At 43.3% G+C, this 26780-nt stretch carries 24 protein-coding genes; 15 read left to right on the top strand and 9 right to left on the bottom strand.

The window, feature by feature from the left end; genetic code table 11:
* Positions 1-38: 38 nt before the first annotated feature.
* The 3 genes from ABJF92_RS10235 (at position 39) to ABJF92_RS10225 (ending at position 3942) form a co-directional block, all read left to right on the top strand.
* Entirely contained in the window at positions 39-251 is a 213-nt protein-coding gene (locus ABJF92_RS10235; RefSeq protein WP_446815697.1) for a hypothetical protein, read from the top strand.
* 43 nt (positions 252-294) lie between these two features.
* The gene (locus tag ABJF92_RS10230) at positions 295-1113 is read left to right on the top strand and encodes a hypothetical protein (RefSeq protein WP_446815696.1); all 819 of its coding nucleotides are present in this window, start codon (positions 295-297) and stop codon (positions 1111-1113) included.
* A 438-nt stretch (positions 1114-1551) separates the two neighbouring features.
* Positions 1552-3942, top strand: a complete 2391-nt coding sequence (locus ABJF92_RS10225; protein WP_446815695.1) for a methyl-accepting chemotaxis protein — start codon at positions 1552-1554, stop codon at positions 3940-3942.
* Between the two features lie 71 nt (positions 3943-4013).
* Here the strand turns inward: ABJF92_RS10225 and trpA are convergent, their stop codons facing one another.
* Together trpA and trpB are read right to left on the bottom strand one after the other, a co-directional pair.
* Positions 4014-4796: a tryptophan synthase subunit alpha gene (trpA, locus tag ABJF92_RS10220; protein ID WP_446815694.1), complete on the bottom strand. Its 783-nt coding sequence runs from the start codon at positions 4794-4796 to the stop codon at positions 4014-4016.
* Entirely contained in the window at positions 4793-6052 is a 1260-nt protein-coding gene (gene trpB, locus ABJF92_RS10215; protein WP_446815693.1) for a tryptophan synthase subunit beta, read from the bottom strand. Before trpB ends, trpA begins: the two co-directional genes overlap by 4 nt.
* A 267-nt stretch (positions 6053-6319) precedes the next feature.
* On the opposite strand from trpB, the gene ABJF92_RS10210 reads away from it, so the two are divergent.
* From ABJF92_RS10210 to ABJF92_RS10190, 5 genes are all read left to right on the top strand, one after another.
* A complete protein-coding gene (locus ABJF92_RS10210; RefSeq protein WP_446815692.1) occupies positions 6320-7480 on the top strand; it encodes a DUF6152 family protein in 1161 nt (386 codons plus the stop codon).
* A 13-nt stretch (positions 7481-7493) separates the two neighbouring features.
* Positions 7494-7949 carry a hypothetical protein gene (locus ABJF92_RS10205; protein ID WP_446815691.1) on the top strand — a complete coding sequence of 152 codons (456 nt, stop codon included), beginning with the start codon at positions 7494-7496 and terminating at the stop codon, positions 7947-7949.
* A gap of 9 nt (positions 7950-7958) precedes the next feature.
* Positions 7959-8432 carry a hypothetical protein gene (locus ABJF92_RS10200; RefSeq protein WP_446815690.1) on the top strand — a complete coding sequence of 158 codons (474 nt, stop codon included), beginning with the start codon at positions 7959-7961 and terminating at the stop codon, positions 8430-8432.
* A gap of 192 nt (positions 8433-8624) precedes the next feature.
* Positions 8625-9809, top strand: a complete 1185-nt coding sequence (locus ABJF92_RS10195; protein WP_446815689.1) for a murein transglycosylase domain-containing protein — start codon at positions 8625-8627, stop codon at positions 9807-9809.
* Positions 9810-9891: 82 nt separating this feature from the next.
* Positions 9892-10455 carry a TetR/AcrR family transcriptional regulator gene (locus ABJF92_RS10190; protein WP_446815688.1) on the top strand — a complete coding sequence of 188 codons (564 nt, stop codon included), beginning with the start codon at positions 9892-9894 and terminating at the stop codon, positions 10453-10455.
* Here the strand turns inward: ABJF92_RS10190 and ABJF92_RS10185 are convergent.
* From ABJF92_RS10185 to ABJF92_RS10175, 3 genes are all read right to left on the bottom strand, one after another.
* A complete protein-coding gene (locus ABJF92_RS10185) occupies positions 10446-12116 on the bottom strand; it encodes a lipoprotein N-acyltransferase Lnb domain-containing protein (RefSeq protein ID WP_446815687.1) in 1671 nt (556 codons plus the stop codon). The two genes, ABJF92_RS10190 and ABJF92_RS10185, sit on opposite strands and share 10 nt — an antisense overlap.
* 6 nt (positions 12117-12122) lie before the next feature.
* Positions 12123-12488, bottom strand: coding sequence for a PEGA domain-containing protein (locus ABJF92_RS10180; protein WP_446815686.1), 366 nt, complete (start codon positions 12486-12488; stop codon positions 12123-12125).
* Between the two features lie 107 nt (positions 12489-12595).
* The gene (locus tag ABJF92_RS10175; RefSeq protein WP_446815685.1) at positions 12596-13801 is read right to left on the bottom strand and encodes a multidrug effflux MFS transporter; all 1206 of its coding nucleotides are present in this window, start codon (positions 13799-13801) and stop codon (positions 12596-12598) included.
* A gap of 255 nt (positions 13802-14056) precedes the next feature.
* Here ABJF92_RS10175 and ABJF92_RS10170 point away from each other — a divergent pair, with 255 nt between their 5' ends.
* Positions 14057-14305, top strand: a complete 249-nt coding sequence (locus ABJF92_RS10170; protein ID WP_446815684.1) for a hypothetical protein — start codon at positions 14057-14059, stop codon at positions 14303-14305.
* 71 nt (positions 14306-14376) lie between these two features.
* Here the strand turns inward: ABJF92_RS10170 and guaD are convergent, their stop codons facing one another.
* The 4 genes from guaD to dbpA form a co-directional block, all read right to left on the bottom strand.
* On the bottom strand, positions 14377-15678 hold the full coding sequence (gene guaD / locus ABJF92_RS10165; RefSeq protein WP_446815683.1) for a guanine deaminase: 1302 nt from the start codon (positions 15676-15678) through the stop codon (positions 14377-14379).
* A 123-nt stretch (positions 15679-15801) separates the two neighbouring features.
* Entirely contained in the window at positions 15802-17073 is a 1272-nt protein-coding gene (locus ABJF92_RS10160) for a glycerate kinase type-2 family protein (RefSeq protein ID WP_446815682.1), read from the bottom strand.
* A 68-nt stretch (positions 17074-17141) separates the two neighbouring features.
* Positions 17142-17516 (bottom strand): hypothetical protein, encoded by a 375-nt coding sequence (locus tag ABJF92_RS10155; RefSeq protein WP_446815681.1) that lies wholly within the window; start codon positions 17514-17516, stop codon positions 17142-17144.
* Positions 17517-17518: 2 nt separating this feature from the next.
* Positions 17519-18901, bottom strand: coding sequence for an ATP-dependent RNA helicase DbpA (gene dbpA, locus ABJF92_RS10150; RefSeq protein ID WP_446815680.1), 1383 nt, complete (start codon positions 18899-18901; stop codon positions 17519-17521).
* Between the two features lie 184 nt (positions 18902-19085).
* Between dbpA and ABJF92_RS10145 the strand changes: the two genes are divergently transcribed.
* The 6 genes from ABJF92_RS10145 (at position 19086) to ABJF92_RS10120 (ending at position 26726) form a co-directional block, all read left to right on the top strand.
* Positions 19086-21434, top strand: a complete 2349-nt coding sequence (locus tag ABJF92_RS10145; protein ID WP_446815679.1) for a bifunctional diguanylate cyclase/phosphodiesterase — start codon at positions 19086-19088, stop codon at positions 21432-21434.
* A gap of 40 nt (positions 21435-21474) precedes the next feature.
* The gene (locus ABJF92_RS10140) at positions 21475-22065 is read left to right on the top strand and encodes an acyl carrier protein phosphodiesterase (RefSeq protein WP_446815678.1); all 591 of its coding nucleotides are present in this window, start codon (positions 21475-21477) and stop codon (positions 22063-22065) included.
* Between the two features lie 127 nt (positions 22066-22192).
* Positions 22193-23188: a ribosome biogenesis GTPase YlqF gene (gene ylqF, locus ABJF92_RS10135; protein ID WP_446815677.1), complete on the top strand. Its 996-nt coding sequence runs from the start codon at positions 22193-22195 to the stop codon at positions 23186-23188.
* An 11-nt stretch (positions 23189-23199) separates the two neighbouring features.
* Positions 23200-23580 (top strand): YacL family protein, encoded by a 381-nt coding sequence (locus ABJF92_RS10130; RefSeq protein WP_446815676.1) that lies wholly within the window; start codon positions 23200-23202, stop codon positions 23578-23580.
* A 67-nt stretch (positions 23581-23647) separates the two neighbouring features.
* Positions 23648-24256 carry a hypothetical protein gene (locus ABJF92_RS10125; RefSeq protein WP_446815675.1) on the top strand — a complete coding sequence of 203 codons (609 nt, stop codon included), beginning with the start codon at positions 23648-23650 and terminating at the stop codon, positions 24254-24256.
* Between the two features lie 121 nt (positions 24257-24377).
* A complete protein-coding gene (locus ABJF92_RS10120; protein ID WP_446815674.1) occupies positions 24378-26726 on the top strand; it encodes a fatty acid cis/trans isomerase in 2349 nt (782 codons plus the stop codon).
* Positions 26727-26780: the final 54 nt, after the last annotated feature.

Raw genomic sequence — 26780 nt, 5'->3', positions numbered from 1 at the left:
CATATAGTGGGAATAAAAGATCATATAAGGGTTTATTTATGAACCAAAAGCTTGTGATTACATTAGATGAAGCAACGACTATTAAATATTTAGAGTTGGCTCAAAAACGAACCGAAGCTGAAATGAATGCTGATTGTGAGCCATCTGGTTCAAGCCTAAGAATTGATATATCACCAGATCCATATGATTCATATGTGAGTTGTGAAAATGATGACATCGGTGTCGCTGCAGTACAGCTCATTAATGTTTGATTCCTAATAAGCTAGTCTGACGTTCATGTTAAAGAGTAAAACTATGAATTCTTATAAAGACCTTGCTCAGATCCTAGATGAATTGAACTTTGGGCGTTTCTATCAAAATAAGATTCGTAACGCTGCGTCGGTCGTGAACTTTGGTAAGCGCAAAGGTGATATTAAATTTGATTGCATTCGATCTGCTTCTGAAGAGTACAGCTATAAACCGTCTGGCGAGTATTTGGTTAACATTGAACAGCAAATAAATTTCTCCGCAACAGTGTCAGAGAATGAGCTTATTTTGCAATGTGTAGAAATCTTTGACTGGGGAGGAGTTCAGTCCTCAAATATTATAGAGGCAATTACTCTTCATCGTAAAAGGGAATTGAAACCCTATCTTGCAGAGTGTAAAGCATGGTTTGAAAATGATCATGATCTCTTAATCGGTATCGAGAGTAAAAGCTGGTCTAGTGGCTGGACTAAAGTCTTCTCATTTATGTTTGATCGAACTGCTATTTATGACTCAAGAGTCGCTGCTTATATTAACTATATATTCGCCTGTTTCTACTATTCGCTTGAAGAGTCTGAACAGAAGGATGCGTTAACAGAGATAACAAAATATCTTGTTTCATTTAGAGGGGTGGCAGCCCGAGCTCGGTGTTTGAATAGTGAGTATCGAGCATTACTTGGTATTGATATTAAGTCACAGAATAATGAGCGCAACTTCAAGGCAAATAAAGTGGCATCGTGGTTTCTGAGGTACTTATGTAAGTTAGAGTATGGTGAAGTCACTCAAGAAAATTTTAGGAAAATTGATAAAGCAATGTTTATGCTAGGTTTTGATATTAAGCAAATCGATTCTACTGCTCCCTTTGTGTAGAAGCGGCCAGTGAAGTATTTAAAACAGGCTTTTAACACAGATTTTTTTGAAAGATTTGACTGAAATGGGGACAGTGCTAGGTAACTATCAGAGTTGAGAATTTCTGGGCGTAATCAACCTAGATAAAAGCCAAGGGTGAGCACAAGAGTTGAAGTTTACTTGGTAATACGTGTTTGAAAAACAAGACGGTTTCATCACAATCGGATTAAAAGCCAACGGGCATCATGGCGAGTGACGCAGAATTTATAGCGTCGATAAGTCGTAAAAATCTAGAAAAAGCTAAATATACTAAGCTAGGTCAAATATTTAACCTAAAAGTATAGGCTCAGGCTTCTAATGTTCGAAAAGCCTTGCGATACTTATTTTAAGGTAACTTTAGTGAAAGTTAATAGTTAATAGTTGTAAACCGTACTAGCATAACTATAAGGGAAATGAATCATGGCTTTATCCATAAAAACGCGTTTGATTTTGATGGGGACTCTGCTGGCTTTTGTGCCAACCATTATTGTTGGTTTGATTCTCAGTGAGAACGCTTTAAAAGAAGGCAGCGACGCCCTGAAAGCCAGTGCGAATAAACAACTCATCGTGTCACGGGAGCTCACGGCTCAATCTATTGAAACCTATTTTTCCTTTATTGAAAGCCAAGTGAGCAGTCTGGCGCAAAATACGGCCACTCTTGAAGCAACCACCAGTTTTCGTAAAGCCTTTCTTGAATATCCTTTAACCACTTCTTCTAGCACCGAGCAAAAACTCAAAGACTATTACACTGGGGCATTTGATAAACAGTTTAAAGAGTTAAACAGTGGTCAGACGAGTAATCCAAACCAATTGGTCGCAGGTCTCAGCCCAGTAGCTAAGGCTTTGCAACAAACCTACATCAGTGAAAACCCAGCACCATTAGGCGAAAAAGACAGCCTAACCACTGCCAATAATGGTGCTTTTTACGATCAAGTGCATGGTAAGTTTCATCCAAGTTTTCGAAATTTTCAGCAAGAGTTTGGCTATTATGATGTGTTTATTGCCGATGCTCAGACAGGGCATATTATTTATAGTGTGTTCAAAGAGTTGGATTTCGGTACTTCTTTATTAACTGGCCCTTATAAAGATACTGGTATTGCCAAGGCCTTTAATATGGCGGTGAAAGGTAATAAAAAAGGCGCTGCTTACTTAACTGATTTCTCGCCTTATGGCCCTTCTTACAACTCCGCCGCTTCCTTTACTTCATCCGGTATTTTTGAAAACGGTAAAATGGTTGGCGTACTCATCTTCCAGATGCCAATCGATAAAATCGAAGCGGTCATGTCCCATCATAAAAAATGGCAAGAAAGTGGCCTAGGCAAAACAGGCCAGACCTACATAGTAGGGCACGACTTGTTAATGCGCAGTAATGACCGAACTTTGCTAGAAGACCAACAAGCCTTTAATGCTAAGAGTCAGCAGCTTAATGTATCAGCCTCCACCTTAGAAAAAATTAATACCCGTGGCACAACCATAGAGTTATTAAAAGTTGAAACCGATGCAGTTAAGCAGGCTATTGAAGGTAAATCAGGTGTTATTGCTGACGCTAACTATTTTGGTGAAAAGACATTAAGTGCCTTTAGACCCCTAAAAATATACGGTATGGATTGGATTATCATTAGTGAAATTCATGAGGAAGAAGCCTTAGAATCGGTCAGCCAATTACAAACGGTCATTCATACCAATCTAGCGATTGTGTCTGTTATTACGTTGATCATCGGGGCATTACTTGGTTTGTTGTTGGCTAGGGTTATTGTGAAGCCGATTGATACCATGGTGGCTCTAATGCATAACATAGCTGAAGGTAACGGTGATTTGACTCAACGTTTGCCAGAGAAAGGTAACGATGAGCTAACCGAACTTGCCAAGGGTATTAATAATTTCACCGATCATATTGATTCGACCTTCTCTACAGTTTTGGCCTCGGTCGTAAGGCTGAAACCTATTTCCGGCGATATGGCGGATGTGAACTTTGAGCTTGCTGCCGCCACTCAGCAGCAAAAAGAGCAGGCGGATCTTGTGAATGTTTGTTTAGCCGATACCAATGATTCAACCAAGCAGGTAGAAGATGAGCTTAAGCTGATAGGTGAAGCGACAATTGAAGGTAATGAGACCGTTCATAAGAGTGGTCAGGTGGTCATTAAAGTGGCCGATGTGATGGCGGAATTGTCCGAAGAAATCACTCTGGCGGTAGATGCTCTGTCTACTCTGAAAGATGATACCGATAGAATCGCAGGCATTATTGACGTGATCAATGGCATCTCTGAACAAACAAATTTGTTGGCATTGAATGCTGCGATTGAAGCCGCCCGTGCTGGGGAAGCTGGCCGTGGTTTTGCCGTAGTGGCAGATGAAGTCAGAACATTAGCGTCGAAAACTCGTCAGTCCACCGATGAAGTCGCCGACATGGTAGGCGCGATTCAAAACGGTACTGAAAAAGTGGTCCAGCGCATGGAGAAGAGCAAAGAAAATGCGACTCGTTCTTCTGGCTATGCTACCGAAGCAACGGAGTCGTTAGCCAAGATCAAGGCGGCTATGGAAACCATTTCCGATAAGGTTGGCCATATCGATCTGGCGGTAGAAAACCAGCAGAAGAACTTCCTAGATGTTACGTCCCATTATGAAGGAATGCGCCAAAGCTTTATGCAAATTAATGAGCAGACAAGTCATTCTTCTAAAGTTGGTAAGGATGTTATCAAGCTTGCAGACAATATTATGGATAACATTAACCGCTTCCAAATCACGGATAACAACTGGTCGACTAACCGTCGTAATGAAATGCGTGACAACGAAGACGGACAGAACAGCTAAAATAAAGGCGTTAGGAGCAAGTTGCTTCTAACGCCTTGTGATTTAAGTGCTTAGCAGCACTGCCTTGCTTGTTATTGAAAGAGCTTTTTGATCAACCCAATCGCGTTATCCTGACCTCCAACATTGTAAGCATCTAACAAGGCTGAGCCTATAATAGCGATGTCGGCCTGACCCGATAGCTGCTCAATGTGTTGTCTCTCTCGTAACCCAAAGCCTACTCCAAGAGGTGTTTTTGTGTGTTGCTTGATATTTGCCAAGTAGCTTTCTAAAGAGGTTTCTGCAGGGCTTTTATAGTCGGAGTTGCCTGTCACACCAGAGCGCGCCACACAATAAAGAAAGCCTTGGCTTTGCTTGGCTAACATAGCGAGCCTGTCAGTAGGTGTGGCTGGGGTAACAAGCCAGATAGGGTCGATATTATTGTCTTGGCAAGCCTGGCGAAATTCCCCAGCCTGCTCGATCGGTAAGTCCGGTAAAATAATGCCAAGAATATTTTCCTCTGCAGCCCGTTGAGCAAGTTTCTCTAAGCCATATCGATACATTGGATTTAAATAGCTCATGAGAACCATACGACTCTGAGGGTATTGCTTGGCAAGTTCTCCTAGCTGCACTAAGCACGTTTCGACATCCAATTCTTGTTGCAAAGCTTGGTGGCAGGCCGCGACTATACTAGGGCCATCTGCTACTGGATCAGAGAACGGAAATTGCACTTCAATGAAGTCAACGCCTTCAGCCATGAGCCGAGCCATCCATTGCAAACTTTCTTCAATGCTTGGGTAGCCATAGACCACGTGGGTCATGGCTAGAATAGATTTTTGCTGACGCTGTTGATGTATAAACTGCGTAAGTTGGCTCATGCGATTTCCTCCGAGGTTTGTTCTGGGGTTTTATAGGTTGTTAGGTATTCACCCAAAAATTCTGGAAAGGTTTCGTCTTGTACAGCTTTGGCTAGGTTGAAAATGTCCTTATCGCCACGTCCAGAAAGATTGATAACAATACGGCTAGTCTTAGGTAAATTAGCCGCATCTTTAAAGGCACCAGCTAACGCGTGGGAAGATTCTAATGCCGGGATAATACCTTCTTTTTTGAGCAATAACGTGCAAGCGTCTATTACTTCATCGTCCATGGCATAGCTCATCTCAATACGACCTGTATCGGCTAGGTGCGCGATAATAGGTGAGACACCAACATAGTCTAAGCCCGCAGCAATAGAATGTGTCTCTTGTAATTGACCCGCTTGGTCTTGTAAAAACATAGTGGCAAAACCTTGCGCAATGCCCGGTGAGCCAAGATTGTGGGAAAGCCGAATGGAGTGCTCCCCGAGTTCTAACCCCTTGCCTCCCGCTTCAATGCCCACCATAGAGACATTTTCGTCCTCCACAAAAGGTAGGAATAAACCCAGTGCATTCGAACCACCGCCCACACAGGCATATAGGCGATCGGGCAGTTGACCGAATTGCGCTAGGCTTTGTTGGCGGACTTCATCGCCAATGACAGATTGGAAAAACGCCACCATTTCAGGGAAGGGGGCACAGCCACAAGAGGTGCCGATTAAATAATGGCTGTCTTCGTGGCTAGAAGACCAATCCCGTAGGGCTTCATCTAGGGCGTCTCGTAAGGTCTGGGCACCTGTTTTTACGGGCACAACCTTGGCGCCGAGTTGCTTCATCCAAAATACGTTTGGGTATTGTCTTGCGATGTCTTTCGCACCCATATAAATGGTGCATTCAAGGCCTAGTCGAGCGGCTACTAGAGCGGTGGCGATACCATGTTGCCCAGCCCCTGTTTCGGCAATCACGCGCTTTTTACCCATGCGCTTTACCAGCAAACCTTGGCCAATAACATTATTCATTTTGTGAGCGCCGCTGTGGTTCAAATCTTCACGTTTTAGATAAATTTGCGCGCCGCCAAAATGTTCCGTCAAATTCTCACAGAATGTTAATGGGGTAGGGCGGCCTGAAAATTGTTGCCACTGGGTATGCAAATCAGCAAGAAATTCTGGGTCGTTTTTAGCTTCTTCAAAGGCTTTTAAAATTTGCTGTTGGCTGGAATAAAGAATTTCGGGAATGTAGCTACCGCCAAACTGACCATAGAAACCATTGTTACTTTTCATGCTGATCTCCTAATTATTAATTTAACTATACCGTTTAGTTAATTTAGTGAATTTTCTGGTTCAGGTCAAGAGTGCTACTTCTAACTAAAATTGGTTGCTATGTGATACCGGTCATTTGTCGGTGCGTTGTCTGCTGTGGTGTCCCCGTAAAGTCTGTTTTGCTGTTAGTTTCTTTACGCGGCTTTACTCTTTACTGGCTTGTTGATCTGCGGACGCCTTGGGTAAAATTTTTCCACCTTAGTGATGTATTTTTTAAAAGAGACCAGAATGAATCAGTTGCTTTCTAAAAGTTCTTTAGTGCTGTTGTTTAGTGCCACTTTAATGGCTGGAAAAAGCTATGCTCACCATGGCGTTAATGGCCAATTTGATGAATCCCAAACCATTAAAGTTGAAGGGGTGGTGACAAAAAGCCGCTTGGTAAACCCCCACGCTTATATTTACTTTAATGTTTTAAATGCTCAGGGGAGTTCTGAAGAGTGGCGCTGTGAATTGGGCACAGGTAGTGTACTAAAACGCGCTGGCTGGACTTCTAGCACCTTTGCTAAGGGCAAGCAGATAAAAGTTATCGGTTCTCCTGCTCGTAATGAAGAGCATGCCTGTTATGTGCATACCATTACTTTCGAAAACGGTGTCACCATTGATCGCAACTCCGTTTTTGATAAAGCCGGTGAGCTGGTAAAAGAAGCGCGTAAAACCACCCTTGCAGATGGAACGCCAAATTTATCTGGCACTTGGGTGGCCCAACGCCAAAAACCAGAAGGTATGCCACCAGAAGGTATGGCATCAAAAGGTGGAGCAGGAGAGAGAAGACCCCCTGGGCCACCACCGGAAGGTGCACCGCAATTTGCAGGTGGTAAGCCATCTGGTGACCGTCCGCCACGGGGTGAGGGGCCGAATCGATTTGTCTTAACGGCAGCGGGTAAAGCCGCCGTAGCCGATTACGACTTTGATGAATCGCCGCGTTTACATTGCAGTGCGACCAATGTCATTGATGATTGGACCTTCGATCAGCTAGTTAACAAGATTGAGCAGACCAAGGACGATATTGTGATTAGCTATGGTTTCATGGACATCAACCGTACTATTCATTTAGATCTGGACGAGCATCCTGAAAATATTGAGCCAAGCATTAGCGGGCATTCTATTGGTCATTGGGAAGGTAATGTCTTAGTGGTCGACACGGTGGGCTTTAAGCCTGGTTATATTCATGCGCCGCCAGTTAAAAACGGTGCAGCTATGAACAGCGACCAGCTTCATCTAGTAGAGCGCTTTTATCTAAGTGACGATGGTCTAACCCTGTACCGTGAATACGAAGGTGAAGACCCTGTGTATTTGGCAGAGACGTTCTCTGGTAAGGACGAGGTAAAATTAACCGAAAGTCCTTATGAACCTTATGATTGCGCAGATTTAACCAACAAGGTTAAGTAACGGGAGAATGGCGGTGGAAGTTTTAGTATGGCTAGAAATGTCATCTATCGGCCTTTGGGTTTCCACCTCTGTGTGGGGCTATCCGATCGTTTTAACACTCCATACCTTAGGTATGGGGACCTTGGTCGGATTGTCCCTAATGATTGCGCTACGAGTTTTAGGAATGGGCAACGGTATCCCGCTAGAGCGCATTAATCTGTTTTGGAAATGGGCTTTAATAGGGTTTGTGGTAAACCTAGTGTCAGGCTCTACCTTGTTTATCGGTAATGCCAGCAGCTTTTGGTACAGTTGGCCGTTACGAATTAAATTGCTGTTAATTTGCGCTGGCTTGCTAATGACTCATCGGCTCGTAAACAGTGTGGCTAAAGACTCACAACGCATTATGAAACATAAAGCGCAAGCCATTGTCGCGATGGTTTGTTGGCTTGGTGCGTTAATAGCGGGCCGATTAATTGCTTATATTTTTTAAGGTCTGGGTATGTTGGGGTTAGAAGCACTTATCGCATGGTTGGGTTCATCGACACTGAATCAATACATTGTGAGCCATAGCTATGTTTGGCCTACCTTAGAAAGCCTGCATTTTATTGGCCTGAGTTTATTGTTTGGCGCCATGTTAGTGATTGATTTATCTGTATTGGGGCTTGTAGGTGAGGTCTCTTTTACTGCGCTAAAAAAGTTTGTGTGGGTGTCGATCGTAGGTTTCATGGTCAACCTAATTACGGGTATTGGTTTTATTTTTGGTGACCCAAGTCGATATTTCTCGAATCCTTCCTTTGTTTTGAAAATGTTTTGTGTGTGGATAGCCTTGCTAAATGCTTGGTACTTTTCTGCCAAGGTTCGAGGTTTATCTTCCCAGGATTTTCCTTTGTCATTAAAAATTTCTGCTGGCGCATCACTCATGTTGTGGTGCCTAGTGTTAATATTGGGTCGATTCATTCCTTATGTAGAATAGAGCAACACTTTATTCATTCCTTGTTGTTCATCTTGTTAGGAAACTCTCTCTTTCTTAAAGACTGGTGTGCCCTTTAGCGCCTCAGAGTCGCGTTTGTCAGTTGGCATAATCAAGGGAATACGTTATCTTGACAATTTATTGTAATACAAGTCGATTGAGCTGTTTGAAATCGCGTAGATGAGTATTTCCTGAATGTTAAAAAAGCCGTTTCAAAAAGCGATTTTATTGATCTTTTCCCCTACTGTGCTGTTGCTGACGGGCTGTCAGTCATTGTTAAACTTTGACTCGGCAGAGTCGGTACAAGAATTGTCTAAGAAGATTAAATCCGCCGAAAGCGTAGAAGATTACAAAGCCATAGCGGAACAATCCAAAGCAAGCTACGAGCTAATTCGTGCGGATATTAAAGCCATTAGAGCTTTGTATGCCGAGCTGGATGAAAAAGTGAATGAGCGCTGGGGTGAAAATAACACTGAACTGCCCGATAAGAAAAAATACGTTAAATACACGGATGATTATCAAGCTCGTACACTGGTAGACTTTGAACAAGGCACGGTGCGTGTTGAAACTCTGGAAAGCAGTAGCCCTTTAGTGAGCCTACAAGAAGCGGTCACCACCACACTTTTAACCACTTCGGACCCTAGCAAAACCGATATATTCTCCAGTGATGCCCCTAATGTAGAAGGCGTTCCTTTTTTATACCCTCAAGTGGTGGATCACGATGGCACCCTAGTGCGTTATCGTTGGCGTGCTGAGCGTTATGCTAAATATCTAGTGGAAAATAAACTTCAACAATACTCTCAAGATGGTAAACAGGTGTATGGGGTTGAGTTCAATTTGGTTGAACAGCACCAACATTTACGCCAAGAAAAATACAGCGAGTATGTGTTGGCGGCAGCCAACCGCTACAACCTAGAGCCCGCGCTTATTTATGGCATTATTGAAACAGAAAGTTCTTTTAATCCTTATGCGGTAAGCCCAGCCAATGCCTATGGATTGATGCAAGTGGTACCCGCCACCGCAGGTAAAGATGTTTACAATCTTGTCAAGAAACGCTCGGATGAACCAACCAAAGAAACGTTATTTATCCCAGAGCATAATATCGATATCGGTAGCGCCTATTTGTACATTTTACAGACTCGTTACTTAGTAAAGGTGACCAACAAACTCAGCCAAGAGTATTCGATGATCTCTGCGTACAATGGTGGCACGGGGAATGTACTAAAAACCTTTGATGCAGACCGAACCATAGCGATGGACAAGCTGAATCAAAATTCTGCCTCGAGTGTTTATCAAAAACTTAGATACGATCATCCTAGAGCGGAATCTCAGAAGTATTTAGAGAAGGTCACCAAAGCTAAAGCCAACTATGAAGGTTAGTAGTTGGCCTTCGTGTAATACATTCATGAGAGCTTTTAGAGCCAGATATTCTGGTATTTAGTAAAATTAAAATGAGGCGGTTATGGCCAGAGGTCGACCCAGTAAAAAAGCACAGATAGTCCAAGCCGCTTGCGAGCTCTTTATTAAACAAGGTTATCAAGGCACCAGTATCGACCAAGTGGTAGCCGCCGCCGCTGTGTCCAAACCGACCGTATACAGCAACTTCACTACCAAGTTGGTTTTATGGGAATCTGTCTTGGTCGAGATTATTCAGCGGGCAGAGCAAGACTTAGCTGCCGAAATAATGAAGCTAACCCACGCCAACAATCAAGATGCGCTAAGCGGTTGGTTGTCATTGTGGCACACCTGGTGCGCGCAGCCAGAAAGGTTAGCCACATATCGAATCCTGCTCGGTGAGCAGTACAAGATGAATAGCTCGACTTTGTCGCTTTTTGCTCAATTTGAAGAGGTTCTGCTCAGCCAGCTGAAGGCATGGTTAAAAATGGCCTATGGTCCAGAAAATGCATTTTTTTCCCTCACGGCAATTAGTAAAGAAGCGCTGTTAACCCCGGCGTTATTGCAAAAAGAAGTACTGGATAACACTTTGTTGCAGAACAGTTTAAAAGTATTCTTCAATCAAAAGTAGAGGGCTAGGGTTGCTTTAAAGCTAGTACTAGAGTCTTTCTCTTTGGATGCATTGAGTTCGTAGCCAAAGGATGAATTCTCGCGTCTAAAAATGGATAGGGAATGATCTTTAAAATCTTTGCTTGTGTAGTCTATTGAAAATAGAGAGGTTTTGTATTGTATTCCTGCATAGACTGGAAAACTTGATGATTCACTAATTTCGACACTGGGTAAAATGTAAAGTTTTGCTTTATTTATTTGTGTTGCCGCGCCAATAGCAAAACTAATAAGTCCTTTCAATTCCTGCTGAGGGTTCTCTTCAGCACCAACTTTTAATCGCCACGATGCTTTTTGAGATACAAAATCTATAGGGTTTATGGCTCTAATATCTAAGGCATCAATAGAGTGAATTTTTGTTTCCCCTGATTGTTGATATATCTCTATGGAGGCAACAGAAAGCTTTGATGAAATATTGCGTTGTTGTCTTTGCTCATGATGATTAAAGTCCACTGCAGATAGTTTAAGGCTGACACCTGCTTCAAACAGGGTTAATTTAGCAGAAGATATATTTGTACTGTCTAAGCTTGAATCTACTGGTTTGCTATGACTAGGAGGGGATTGCAGTAGAAAACTGTCATAGCCAAAAGTATTTAGTATGTTCGAATAGGTGCTATTTGGCTTGCCATAGGTATTAAAGCTTAACCTAGAGGCTAAGATAGCTGATTGCTCTACATCATGATTATATTTTTTTGGTGGAATATCGCCTTCATAATAGCCTTTGACAATAGACTTTTCTTTATTAGATAGCTCATTGTAGTGTTCGTGAAATCTAGAAAATAATGAGTTTAGTTCAAATTTATTATGATTATACGAAATCTCGTATATTTTCTTTTCAATAGATATTGGGGTGATAATGTGGGGCCCATGATCTAAGCAATTACAGCTGCTTTCAAGAGCTTCATAAATATACGTTGAGCAGTTTTGCGTAAAAAAGTTATATTTTATATCTCTGTTGGACAATTTTTCAAAATGCTGTATCAATTTTTCTTTATCAAATTCATCGGGAGGTAGTTTTATTAGTCTTAGCTCCCGAGACTCTTGGTTATTGTAATAATCTATTATCTGATGAAACGGGATGAAATTAACTTGGGCCTCTATTTCAGAGAAACCGCCTTTTATGATCTCTTCAAACGGAGTGAGTTCGTCTGTCTTGGCTAGAACAGAGAGTACTGGCGAAAAGTAGAAGTCATTTTGATCTAGGAAGAGAATCATCGAATGACCAAAGTAAGACATGGGGGACTTTAGGCTTTCACCAGCTAATACTAGATAGACATCCTTGTTTTTAAGAGACTCAAAAATATTTTTTGGTGGATTTTCTCTTTTGTCACAGTTTGCAAATAACTCGGTGAGATTTTTTCTTAGCTCAAAGGGGGTATTGATATCTTTGATTTTTTGAGACGTCAGTTGTTCAGAGGAGCAACCTAAGCGTATTAGTTGATATTTCAAACTTTCGTAAGCAAGCCCTGATTCAGAATGTATTTGAGAGATTATTGCAGAAGAGTTTTTTAGTAAAAACTCAGAAAGGCTTATGTCAAAAAAGGGTGTGTGAGAAAGGGCTTTATATGGAGAGAGCAAAGCTATCAATATAAAAATAAATTTTATGGGATGATAGCCTTGCTTCATTGTTGTTTACTGTTTAGGCGGCATTTCTACATAGATTGCGTTAGGAGCATATTCGTAAACAGCGCCAGTTATAAAGTCGGTGGTAGATAAATCCCAGAAAATATTAAGGACACCTACAGGGTCAAAAGATTTGGTTATTTCTCTGGTAACAGTGAGATAACCTTCTTTAGTAAACATAACAGTCTGAGCTTTGTTTTTCTTAAATGAAGCACTTACAGGGGTTTGACCGATTAATGCACCATCAACATAAACATTTACACCCTCAACATCAGAGTTAAAGGTTAATGTTTGATTTGTACCTGACATTACGGTTGCACAACCAGATAAAATTAGAGTAGTAAATGCTACCAAAGCAATTAACAATTTTTTCATTTTAGTCCCTTTAAAATTCAAGTTAAGATTTTTGAAAGCGTATTGTAAAGATTGTAACGTTTAATAACAACTGTGCTTGTTATCAAGTTATTAATAGATAACGAACTTTATTCTAAGCGACCTTTTTCCGCCCAATAAATAATGATCAATGCCAACGCTCCCATGGTCATAAAGCCTGTCGACATAGGTATTAGGGTAGTGTTGTACATTTGGCCGATAAAAGTACCTATTGCCATGGACATGACTGACGATACAGAACCAATCACTGCAGAAGCGATACCTGCAACGTGACCCATGGGCTCCATTGCAATAGCATTAACATTGCCAAAGAGTAAACCGAAGCAGAAAAATAAAACGGCGGCATAAATTAAAAACATCCACAGATTGATTGTGATGAAAGCATGTAGGCATAAGAAAGCCGCTGAGGTAATCACCACGGTAGAGATTGCTCGGAAGGCAATGGTTTTTGCGCCATAGCGTTCAACAATTCGTGAATTGATAAGGGAGGCAAAACCAAGCACTAATGCTAATAAACCGAAGTAAACAGAGAATAAGTTGCCTGTCTCAAATTGCACCTGAAATATTTGCTGGGAAGAATTGAGATAGCCGATAAAACTCCCAAAAAATAGCCCCATACAGATGGTATAGCTCGCGGTGATGCGATGGGTGATCACTTCTTTAAAACCGTCTAAAAATCCTTTGCGGGTAAAGGGAATTCGATTGTCTTTAGGGAGTGTTTCTTGAAGGCGAAAGCAGATCCATAAAATCAGTATGGCGGCGTACGCAAGGTACATTTCAAAGATGCCTCGCCAATCCGCAAAGAACATTATGGCTTGCCCTAAAGACGGTGCTATTGCAGGTACTAACACAAAAATCATCATAACCAGTGACATGACTCGTGCCATTTGTGCTCCATGATATAAGTCACGTACCAAAGAAATAGCGGAAATATAAGGTCCTGCAACCCCAAGTCCTTGGATAAAACGACCTATCATTAAAGCTTCTAAAGAGTCTGCTTGATGACAAAGTAATGTGCCAAATATATAGAGGGCAAAACCTGCAAATAAGATAGGGCGGCGACCCAAAGCATCAGATAGTGGGCCACATATTAGCTGTCCAATGGCCATGCCAAGAAATAACGTGCTAATCAGCAATTGAGGTTGGTTGGCGGTGACGGCACCCAGTTCGCTGCCAATAATGCCCAAAGCAGGCAATAAAGCATCGATAGAAATTGCTACGATCGACATCAGTAAGGCGACAAGGATGGTAAATTCCGTAGAAGAGATGCCTGAATGGTTGGGCCGATTATCCATATTATTTCCGTATAAGAGGTGAGTTAAGTCATGCGATAAAATTGCAGAGCAAGGCTTAATTGTTAGGCGCAGATTATACTCAGGAACAATCTGTCTTAGGCTGTCAGTATGTGTAAGAAATAAGGATAACGGATCGTAGAAGTGGAGGAAGCCTATTTAAGTGAGGGTGTTTGCCCATTGTGTTGACAGTCTGATTTTATCCAATAGCGGATAACTGGTATCCTTGCGCGATTAATTGAGATTAGAGTAGATAAAATGATTAGTGATAACCATGTAATTGAAAGCCTAGACGAGCTGGAAACCTTTTTACGCTTAATTGAAACAGGTGGCTTAGGTTTAGATAATGTTTCAGGAATTGCTCTGGCAACCAACAATGCTAATGGCCGTCCATTTGTTGCGGTATTGGATGATAATCAGCAGTTATTGTTGGGGCGTTGGGTTAGCCAAGAAGTGTTTGAAAACGGTAAAGATATGGTGCGTTACGGAACCAAGAAGCCTCATTAATAATAGGCTGTTCCGTTAATACCTAATAAAAACCACTTATCAGTCGATAAGTGGTTTTTTGCTTTATAGCATTATCTTTGGTGAACGCATTGACCTGCTGAGTAGGTGGCTTTGATGGCTCGATCGTCACCAATGGTCATGAATACGAACAATGTTTCTTCGATATTTTTACTCAGTGCCAAGCGAGACGTCAGTAACGGCGTTGCTTTTTTATCTAGGATAATAAAGTCGGCTTCAGTGCCCACCGCAAGGTTACCTATTTTGTCTTCTAAGCGTAGGGCTTTAGCGCCCCCTAAGGTGGCTAGGTAAAGAGATTTAATTGGGTTTAAATTCTCATTTTGCAGTTGAATCACCTTGTAGGCTTCGTTCATGGTTTGCAGCATGGAGAAGCTGGTACCACCCCCCACATCGGTTCCTAGACCAACATTTACTTGGTGTTGTTCCGCTGCGCTGAGTTTGAATAAGCCGCTACCAATAAATAGGTTCGAGGTTGGGCAAAAAGCAATCGCAGAACCGGTTTCATGGAGCCTGTGGTACTCGTGGTCGCACAAGTGTATGCCGTGGGCAAATACAGAACGCTCACTTAATAGCTGATGTTGATCATACACATCTAAGTAATTTTGGCTGTTTGGGAAAAGTTCTTGTACCCAAGCGCACTCATCTTTGTTCTCGGATAAATGGGTGTGTAGGTACACATCCTCGTATTCCTCTAATAGCTTGCCTGCCAATTGCAGCTGTTCATCACTGCTGGTGGGAGCAAAGCGAGGGGTGATGGCGTAATGCAGACGGCCTTTATTGTGCCAAGTATCGATTAGAGCCTTACTGTCTTCATAGCTGCTTTCAGGCGTATCCGTGAGGTAGCCAGGAGCATTTCTATCCATCATGACCTTGCCACAAATCATTCTTAGATTTTGCACTTCACAGGCTTCAAAAAAAGCTTCTACTGACACCTTGTGGACCGTGCCGAATACCAGTGCTGTGGTGGTTCCATTACGCAGTAACTCCGCCAAAAATCTATCTGCTACGTCTCTGGCGTGCTGCTTATCGCTAAATTTGCTTTCTTCTGGAAAGGTATAGGTATTCAGCCAGGTAAGCAGTTGTTCTCCATAAGAGCCGATCATGTCGGTTTGTGGGTAGTGAATGTGAGTATCAATAAAGCCCGGGGTGATAATGCCGTCAGGGTGATGCTCTATTTCAATATCTTTTGGCAGGTTAGGCAATAGCTCGTCCGTATGACCAATAGCGTGAACTTTGTCATTTTCTGTTACCAGCAGACCATCGGCAAAGTATTCGTAAGCGTTTTCAATCCCCACTTCTTTTGGGTCTGCGATACAGTGAACGATGGCTGCACGCCAAGCTTTTAGTGAACTCATTTATTGCCTCTTAGCCTATATGGAAAATAGCGGAACTGATATGTCTTGACCGATCGGTTTGATATTAACAGTTCTCGCTACGGCTTTCACTAGATCGAAGTATGAATCGAAATAAAGGATGGGTTATTTGTCAATAAACACTGCTCTAAAGTCATTTACATTGGTTAGGGTTGGTCCGGTGATAATAGAAAGATCAAGTGCCTGAAAGAAGCTATGGGCATCGTTGTTGTTGAGGTACTCTGTTGGCGACATGCCTTGCTGTGAAGCGCTGTCTAGGGTGTGTTCATCGATGATAGCGCCAGCAATATCTGCTGCGCCGTCTACACCGTCAGTATCTCCTGCTAGGGCGGAAATTTTCGGCATGCCTTGTAAACTAATGGCCAAAGAAAGTAAGTATTCAACATTGCGCCCGCCAACGCCATTACCTCTCATCGTCACGGTGGTTTCGCCACCAGAAAGAATCACACAAGGAGGCTGGATAGGTTGACCAAAAGTGCGAGCTTGACGAGCAATTCCCGACATCATAATGCCGACTTCTCGTGCTTCCCCTTCAATACTGTCCCCTAGAATAATACTGTTAATGCCTGCTTGCTTGGCAACCTTTGCTGCGGCTTCGAGGGCCATTTGTGGGGTAGCGATCATGCTGGTGGTGCAATTTTCAAGGCGTTTATCATCTGGCTTAATGGTTTCATAAAGACCTTTTTCTAGATTCTCCCGTATCAAAGCTGAGACTGGAATCTTGTATTTATCAATAATCCTCAGCGCATCTTCACAGCGGCTTTCATCAGCAACGGTTGGGCCTGAGGCAATAGAAGGTAGATCATCACCCGGTACATCCGAAATTAATAAACTGGTCACTTTAGCAGGGTAACAAGCCGCGGCTAAACGACCCCCTTTTATGGCGGAAAGATGGCGGCGTACTATGTTCATTTCGATGATGTTTGCACCACTGTTAAGCAGAGCTTGGTTAATTTGTTGCTTTTCTTCCAATGAGATGCCTTGCGCTGGTAAAGGCATTAGGGCTGATCCACCACCTGAAATAAGCACAATAACCTGATCTTCAGGGCTGAGGTCTTTGATGCATTCTAAGATGCGTTGACTGGCGGCCAAACCAGCTTCGTCGGGCACTGGGTGCGCGGCTTCCAAAATTTCAATGTGCTCACAATCCACTCGATATCCATAACGGGTCACCACCACGCCAGTTAAAGGCCCTTGCCAGTGTTTCTCTAGGGCGCGAGCCATTGCTGCCGAGGCTTTGCCTGCACCAATAACAATGGTTTTTCCTGAAGTCTTAGAAGGTAAGTAACGGGGTATGCATTTATCAGGTTGAGCGACGTCTAGGGCGGCATCGAATAGAGAGCGAAGGAAGTTGGTTGGTGAAGTTATTGTTGTCATTGGAGGTCCCTTACAGCGAATAATGGCAATTAGGTGTTCTTCAAATGATGCAGTTTTTATACCAGCCGTCAGTTTGTTTTAGAGCGAGCGATCTTCCCTTGGATGAGCCCTCTAATAATCGTGACTAGGATAACGCCCAAGGTATTGGCAAAAAAATCTAACCATTCACCATAGCGATTCACACTGGGCTGTATTAACTCAATCATACCGCCCCACAGTACTATACAAAATGCCATGATGGCAAAACGCCGCCAAGGACCGAAAGCACAGAGTAGCGCCCAACCACCAAAGCCTAATATGTGATGGAGTTTGTCGGAGCCTGGTGCTGGCGGTAGGGATTCAATAGGGGTTAAGGTAGCAAGGCTGATGATAATCGCCCCGACCACAAAGCCTGCGGTTTGCGCAGGCCTTGAAAGCAGTGTGGGGAGGATTAACTTAAGCATGATTAACGTAGAATGCGGGCGCGAATGTTACGACCTTTAATCTTTTTGTTTTCCAGTTCTTTGACCACAGACTTAGACACACTGTTGTCTATGGAGACATAAGCATGGAAATCAAAAATATCTATCTTACCCACTTGAGATTTGTCCAACCCCAAGCCTGCAGTGAGTGCTCCAAGAATGTCACCTGGGCGCAATTTATTTTTGCGTCCTGCATCAAATGCGATCGTGGTCTTTTGTGGAACCAAACGATAATGTGGGTCCGCGGCTTCCAGCTCAATGTATTGAGCGGATGTCTCAAAACGCTCCTCAATGTCTCGAACCTTATAGCTATCTTTTGAAGTAACAAGATTAACGGCTGTACCTGCTGCCCCAGCTCGACCTGTTCGGCCAATGCGGTGAGTGTGTACATCTGTATCACGTGTGGTGTCGTAGTTGACGACTAGGTCCACTTCTTTCACATCAATACCGCGTGCCGCAACATCTGTGGCGACCAACACACAGCTACTCTGGTTACTAAAGCGCACTAATACTTGATCTCGTTGGCGTTGTTCTAAGTCACCGTTAATGGCTTGGGCAGCCACTTTGTGATCACTCAAAAAGTCCGCAACCAATTGTGATTCGGCTTTGGTGTTACAAAACACAATCACCTGACGTGGGTCAAAATGCTGCAAGCAAGCCAATAGCGTTTCGCATTTATCGGCATTTTCACTGCGCACAAAGAACTGCTCAATGTTGGGTTTCAAATCTTCTTGCGCTTCAACCTTGATAGACACAGGTTTGTTTTGGAATTCTGCACTTAAAGATTCGATAGTGTCGCTGTAAGTTGCAGAAAATAGCAGTGTTTGACGATTGGCTGGGGTTAATTCAACGACTTCACGAATGCTGTCTACAAAGCCCATATCAAGCATGCGGTCAGCTTCGTCTAACACTAGAGTATTTAGCGCATTAAGACGCAAGGTTCCTTTGCGTAAATGTTCCATAAGACGCCCAGGGGTCCCGACCACTATGTGGGCACCATGCTCTAAAGAACCTATTTGTGGCCCAAATGGCATACCACCGCACAAGCTAAGTACTTTAATGTTGTCTTGAAAGCGGGCGATTTTTCGGATTTCTTTTGAAACCTGATCCGCCAACTCTCGGGTTGGGCACATTACCAAGGCTTGTACCCCAAAATAACGTGGATTGATCTTCAGTAACAAGCCGATTGCGAAGGCAATGGTTTTTCCGCTACCAGTTTGTGCCTGAGCAAGAATATCTTTGCCGTCAATGATGGCTGGTAAGCTTTGCTCTTGAATTGGTGTGAATGAGCTAAAGCCCATGTCAGCCAATAGACTGGTAAGTTTGCTTGGAAGTTGGGTGTTTAAAGTATGCTGGAACTGGGTCACAAAAGGCCTGTCTTGTTAATTGTAAATAATGCTCATAGGATACCAGAAATCTACCGCTGGGGTTGTCTTTTGTGCCGCCAGTAGCGCTTTTCCTTAGGTACTTAGTGACTGGTGAGCGCTCAAGAAGTTTTGTTGCTACTATTAGCGCTGTTTTCATCCTTTCGAGACAGTAAATCGGTGATGCATGACTTCATTTACAGATCATTTAAAAAGCAATAAAGCCGCTATTGTCGCTTTTTGCGTTGTGTTTCTGTTCGCCGTGGCGACATCCTTGACGCTTTATGAACAAGAAAGGGTAAGGGTATTGCATCAGCAGGCGAGCCATAATCAGATGTTCGCGGAGAAAATTAAGCAAGTGCTAACAAGCTATGGGGCAAATGTCTCAGCGATGGCTGCCTTGATGCAAAGTTATCATAATGACGTAACAGCCAAAGAGTTTGCGGATTTTAGCCAGCATTTGAAAAGTTCAAACAACCCAGGATTTAATCTTTTATTTGCCCGCTTTGTCCCAGCCAGTCAATTAAACGCCTTTGAATCACAACAAAGAAAGCGATCCAATAATCCAAATTTTCATGTTCATCCGATGGGTGAGCGTGATGAATATTTACCTCTGATTTATAGCTACCCACAAGTGTCATCCTACGGTTACGATCTTTTTCAAGTTGCTTTAGGGACGCTTGCAGTGGATATAAACAATGATAAAAAAATGCATTTTTTATATTTGCCATCCTCCCAAGTAGCGGTCCTACAAGGTGTGGCTCCCAAGTCACCCTACAAAGAAATTTTTATTCGTCAGGTTGTCTATGGTGATGTCCCATCTGGAAGTCCTCAAGATCGAAGAATAGCGTCTTTATACGGAGTGGCCGGAGCACACCTTACAATAGAGTCTTTATTGGAACAGTCTGCATTTCAAGAGCGGTCGAATTTGCATTACCGTTTGGCGGATATTACGAATACAGCCCGCTCGCCATTGTGGCTACAGGATTCGGCTGAGTCAGATGTGTTTTGGCGGGATGCAAATTTTGATCGGCTTAATATTGAATTTGCAGGTCGTATTTTTCGACTCGACAGTGCGTTTAAACTTCACACCAGTCATTACATGAACTGGGGGTTAATCCTGTTACCCTTTATTGGCTTTTTGGTGCTTGCTTTAGTACTAGCAGATTACTTACGCCGTTTATCCAAAATTTATCTTGGCGCCTTAAACTCGTTAAATCAGCACATTAAGGTAGATAAACTCACCGGCTTAAATAGTCGCAGTCAGGTGCAGGTGGCTTTAAATGAGATGATTCGACAATGCCGCAAAGATGCTCATAAAGTAGCGGTGTTACTTTTGGACTTAGATCACTTTAAAACCATTAATGATGCCTTTGGCCATGAAGTGGGAGATAAATTATTGATCAAGGTGGCCCAGCGCCTTGGGGTGACATTACCCGATAACACGCTTTTAGGTCGTCTGGGTGGTGATGAGTTTTTAGCGGCTTTCGTCATACCTACTAAGCAATTTGAGTCTCAGCTGCCAGCTATTTTACAAGAGACCATACGTCAACTTAGCCAAAGCTTCTTTGTTGAAAATCGTACTCTAAATATTGGTTGCTCCATAGGTGTCGCGTTATACCCAGCCTACGGGTTGAACGCTGAAACCCTAATTAAGAATGCGGACATGGCAGTTAGTAAAGCGAAAGCAAAAGGTCGTGCAACTTATCATTTTTATGACGGTGAAATAGGTAAGCGATTAGCACGTAATGTGTTAATCGAGACGCGCTTAAGAAAGGCTATTGACGAAAATCAATTGCAGCTTTTATTCCAACCAAAAGTCGATTTACAAACGGAGATTTGTGTTGGTATGGAAGCTTTGCTGCGTTGGCAAGATGATGAGCTTGGTAGCGTTTCACCCGCTGAGTTTGTTCCTATAGCAGAGCAAACAGGGATCATTTTGCCGTTAGGTAGGTGGGTGTTTGAAGAAGCCTTTCGACATATGCTGGCCTGGCAGAAGCAGGGTATAAGTGTTCCTCCTGTGGCCATTAATTGCTCAGCAGAACAGTTACGTCGGCCAGATTTTTTAGCGCAATTATTGTCGCTTTTGGATGAATACAAAATTGACCCCCACTTGTTGGAAATCGAAGTGACCGAATCCATCTTAATTGAGGATGCCGAAAATTGTGCCAACCTGTTGCGTCAAGTCAGTCGTTTAGGGGTGAAGTTGGCCATTGATGATTTTGGCACGGGTTATTCAAGCTTAAGCTACCTGAAAGATTTACCGTTCCATTACGTGAAAATCGATCAAGTCTTCATTCACGATCTCATTGAAGATTGTGATCATGCGGCGTTGACCCGAGCCATCATTAGTTTGAGCCATGATCTTAATTTAAAGGTTATTGCCGAGGGCATTACTAATGTAGAGCAACTGGCGAGATTGCGTGAATACGGCTGTGATATTGGCCAAGGCTTTTTGTTCAGTAAAGCCATTCAAGGAGGGGACATGTCAACGTCGTCATTGAAATTGCTGTCCATTGCGCCCATTTATGATTAATAACGTTTTTTACGCCCTCAAAAACTAGGTCATAGCTTTAATGAATTATTTTGCTCATCTGCACATCGCCTCTATTACCAAAACTTCTTGGGCGGGGAATTTGTTAGGCGACTTTGCTGTCGATGTACAAAGTTTAGAGGCTGATTTATGGGAAGGGTGGAACTTACACCAACAAGTAGACGTGATGGTGGATAAACACCCTTCTAGCTTGCTGTATCGTCAAATGCCTAGAAAAGGACGCAGACGTTTTGCAGGCATAGTCCAAGATATTGTGATGGATTATTGGTTGATACAGCACTGGTCACGATTCAGCTCAATTGACTTAGAGGTCTTTTGTGAACAGGCCGTTCAGGAACTGGCCGCAGACAAAGCAAGGTGTCCAAAACGATTGCAATCTATGATCGATTCTCTGATGCTGAATAATTGGTTAGGAAATTTGGGAACACAACAAGGGGTAGAAAATGCTTTGTACTCCATCATGAGGCGCTGGAAGCATGGTGCGCACTTACAAGATTTTGTCGATGAGTTGCCAGTTGTGATCGAACAAGGCGAAGCGCCATTTCTCGCTCTCTATCCAGATTTGTTGGCCTTTGTTATTGACTCTAAAACTGACAAGATCAACGCAAAATAGTTATTCTTAAACTATTCTTCTACTTATTATTCCAGCGTTTATCCCGTTATTTTCAATATCTTAGGGCGCAACTTGTGCTAGAATTCGCATCCGCAAAATTTTATAGCTTATTAAGAGAGGTGTTAGGGTGAGCGTTCAGTGGTATCCAGGACACATGAACAAGGCGCGTCGCGAGATAGAAGAGGTGATGACGCAAGTGGATATTGTGATTGAAGTCTTGGATGCACGCATTCCAGACTCCAGCCAAAATCCTATGTTGAATACCTTACGTGGTGAGGTGCCTGTTCTTAGATTGCTGAATAAAAAAGATCTTGCCGATAAAACTCGCCTTGATTTGTGGTTAGACCACTGGCGTGGCAGTGAAACAGTATTAGCTCATCCTTTCTCGACTCAAGATAAAGCGGATGTCAACAAAGTCAGCCAATGGGTCGCGCAAATGGTGCCCCATCGAGGCACAGCGGAAAAACCGATTCGTGCCATGATCGCGGGGATTCCCAATGTGGGCAAATCCAGTTTGATGAATGCTTTGTTAGGCCGCCGGGTCGCCAAAGTAGGTAATGAACCTGCGGTAACCAAAGCGCAACAAAAATTGAAAGTGACAAACGGTTTTCAGCTGTTGGACACACCCGGTATTTTATGGCCAAAAATTGAAAACCCAGACGCCAGTTATCGACTTGCGGTCACCGGTGCAGTGCGCGATACCGCAATTGATTACGAAGATGTTGCGCTGGTAGGCCTAAAGTTTTTTAAAGCGGATTATTTGGATGCTTTGGTCACTCGTTACAAATTGAAAACTGTGGACGATGATGCCTACGAAGTACTCAAGGTGATTGGCTCTAAGCGTGGTGCGTTACGTTCGGGCGGTAAGGTGGATATGCACAAAGCGGCGGAAGTTTTTTTAAGTGATGTACGCACTGGTGCAATTGGCCCATACGTGATGGAAACCCCTGAAATGATCGCCCGCGAAGAAATTTTAGTCGAAGAGGCAAAAGCCTTGAAAGAAGCTAAACGCTTGGCAAAATTAGCGGCGGCGGTGCCACAGCGTCAGCAACAACAAAACCGTGAATATCGTCATGATCAATCACAACCGACACCAACCGATAAACAAGATGACAATCAGTGAGGATCTAGGTCATGGATTATGAAATAGCCTTTGATCAAGAAGAAAATAATTACCGCATTTATACAGGCTACGAATTCGCTGCTATTGGTGAATGGGTAACTGAATGCGTGCGTGATCTAGAAAACATTCAGCGTGTTTTGGCCGCTGCACGTTTGGCCGAAAGCGAAAAAGAGGGCACTAGTTTCGTTCATGGCCCTTTTGACGTTGTCATCAGTGAAGAGGGCGTTTGTGTATCCCGTAAAGTGGATATGGCATCTGCTGAGGAAGAGATAAAAGCCATGTTTGATTCACAAGATAGCTTTTATCAAACGTCCACGGAAGGCATTCAAGCAGAATGTGGTCTAGAAGATTTAATTAATATGATAGAAAACTGGCACGAAGTGCTGCAATAGTTGTTCCTTGTGCTAGCTGGGTTTACACTAGCGCCTGTTATTCTTTTTATGCTTTTAGGGAGCCGATATGCTCATCGAATTGGAAAAAGCCCGTACTCGAAATAATGTTGTCCGAATTTTTCGTGAAGAGTTGGACGGACCAGACAGCTGGACTGATGGCTTTGTTGTGGCCGCCAATGAGGAAATGGTACTGCTCCAATTAGTAGATGATGGTGTTCATATTAATGGTTACCAAATTCTATTTTTAGAAGATATCAGCGACTTTGCTCACCCTGCACCGTTTAATGATTTCCAGAAGAAAGTATTGGCTTTGCGTGACGAAGAAGTCATTGACCCTGAAGTGGATCTTGATGATCTAGCAGTGCTCCTAATCGATATTAGTGAAGAGTACGGTTTGGTGACCTTGCACCGTGAAGAGGTTGAGCCTGATAGCTGTGAAATCGGTCGTGTATTGAAAGCCGATGCCGTGACTTATGAACTCGAAGAAATCGGTTCGGATGCTCGTTGGTTTGATGAAACCTTTGAATACGATCTTTACGATATTACGCGTATTGAATTTGGTGGCGCTTACGAAGAGGCGCTCATTCTAGCCAACGAAGACATGGGAGAAGACGCTTACGAGCTGTCGGAAGAATACCCTGAAGATTTAGATGCACAAACCGATCTAGACAGATAATTCAGAGTTTACCCTATCTAAAAACGCCCGTATGGGCGTTTTTTGTTTTTGGGGCGGTATTTTTATATAGTTAATTCATTATTACTCATAGGCAGTTGATTGCCTCGAAAGGGATTGCATTATGCGCAAGTGGCTGTCTATTGTCGGAATGTTGGTGTTATTGTCGGGTTGTGCCTTGTTCGCAAACCAGCAGTTAAGCCAAACTTACGGGAACGAAAGTGTAGAAAACCGCGTCACGCTAACCGATGCCCAAGACGATGCATTTTACTATGAGCAAGTGAAACCCATTTTAGATAACCGCTGTGTGTCTTGTCATGCTTGTTATGATGCTCCCTGCCAACTTAAACTGACGGCCCCTGCTGGTATCGAGCGTGGTGGTTCGAAAGATCTGGTTTACGACGGTACTAGGCTTTTAGCCTCTACGCCTTCGCGTTTGTTTGTGGATGGTAAAAGCACTGAGGAGTGGCGCAAAAAAGGCTTTCACCCCGTTCTCAATGAAAGATCCCAGTCGCCTGCCGCAAACCTTAATAACAGTGTCTTATACCGAGCGATCGCTCTACGCCAAAAACAAGGTAAATTTGAAGACCCCCTTCTGGATGATGATTACGATGTTTCCTTGTATCGCGATCAGCAATGCTCTAGTGCAGAAGAGTTTGCCGATTATGAAAGGGATCACCCTAAATGGGGAATGCCTTATGGTTTACCAGCGTTAAGTACCGAAGAATACAACACCTTAACCCGTTGGTTAGCAACGGGGGGTAAGATGCCCAAGGCACAGCCTTTACCAGAGAATCTACAGCAAGCCGTTGAGTTGTGGGAGTCTCGATTAAATGGCGAATCGCTTAAAGATCAACTCGTTTCACGTTACATCTATGAGCATTTGTATCTGTACAGTTTGTATTTGGATGACGGGGAAGACTTCCGCTTTAAGCTGGTTCGTTCTAAAACTCCTCCGGGCACGCCGATTGATCGTATTGCCACGCGCCGCCCCTACGATAATCCAAAGGTTTCGCGAGTGTATTATCGTTTGTGGTCTGACCCTGAGGTAAAGGTTCAGAAAAACCATATTCCTATGCAGTTGGATGAAGCCCGCTTTGCTCGCTGGCAGGCGTATTTTTACAGCACAGATTATGAGGTCACAACCTGGCCTGGCTATGATCCAGAAGTATCCACCAATCCATTCCGTGCTTTTAAGCAGATCCCTGCAGGGGCTCGCTATCAGTTTCTGTTAGATCATGCTCAGAACACCATAATGTCCTTTATAAAAGGCCCTGTTTGTCGTGGTCAGGTGGCGGTAAATGTGATCAATGAGCATTTTTGGGTGTACTTTGTTGACCCAGATACGGCTTATAACGATAGCGTAGCGGCTTTTTTAGAGAATCAGGTGCAACACTTGGATATGCCGGCTGAGAGTTCCAGTAATACCCTAGGCTTAGCTGCTTGGATTACTTTCTCTGAGCAACAAAAATCCTATTTGTCCGCTAAAGCTAAGTTAGTTGAGGATGCAACCGCTAAAGGCTTCCCAATTGATCTCAATTTGGTGTGGGATGGTTATCAGGTGAATGATAATGCTGCGCTTACTATTTTTAGACACTTTGATAACGCATCGGTAGTGAAGGGGATGGTAGGGCAAGCGCCTAAAACCGCTTGGCTAATCGATTACCCCTTGTTAGAACGCATTCATTATTTGCTGGTGGCAGGGTTTGACGTGTATGGCAATGTGGGTCATCAGCTAGTGACGCGCCTATATATGGACTTTTTACGAATGGAAGGTGAAGCGAATTTCTTATTCTTACTGCCTCAGGAAGAACGTAAGCATGTTCGTCAATATTGGTATCGTGATGCTAAGCAAAGAATTAAAGATTACATTTTTGCCGACTACATTAATATTAAAGCGCAAACGCAAATAGCTTACCAAACCGATGATCACCAAGGGGAGCTGTACGCTAAGTTGCAGCAATATTTACAGCCTGTTTTGGATCATCAACATGAGTTAAGCACAGGGCCTTTGTCACCGGCAGATGTCGCGGCATTGGTTTCTTTACAGGAGCTAGAGGGGCAGGGTTTACAATATCTTCCAAATAACTTTGTTGTGTTGGTGACCGAGCAAGGTGAACCCCTTGAAGTGTTCAGTGTGATACATAATAAAGCCCACTCGAATGTGTCCAGTTTATTGGATGAAGCATCCGCGCGCTTACCTGAAGAAGATAATGTCACCATGGTAAGAGGGGTGTTAGGTGACTATCCAAATGCCCTTATGCAAGTCGAGCAAAGTGAGCTGCAAGCATGGACTGAGCAATTTAAACAACTGCAAACTCTCGCGGACTATCAGGCCCTCATCGACAGTTATGGCATTAGAAGAACGCATCCAAATTTTTGGCGCGTAAGTGATGCGATTGCCAAGCTCAATGCACAAAAGCGGCCAAGAGCCAGTGGTATCTTGGACTATAATCGCCTAGAAAATCGTTAGTGTTTAGGCAATGTATGATTGCCTAATGCTTGCTTAATTCACGCCTTGTTTCTT

This window comes from Marinomonas sp. (genome assembly GCF_039940335.1).
Classification (GTDB): Bacteria; Pseudomonadota; Gammaproteobacteria; order Pseudomonadales; family Marinomonadaceae; genus Marinomonas.
Note: the sequence above shows the minus strand (reverse complement) of the source record. Positions and strands in the feature narration are given on the sequence as shown.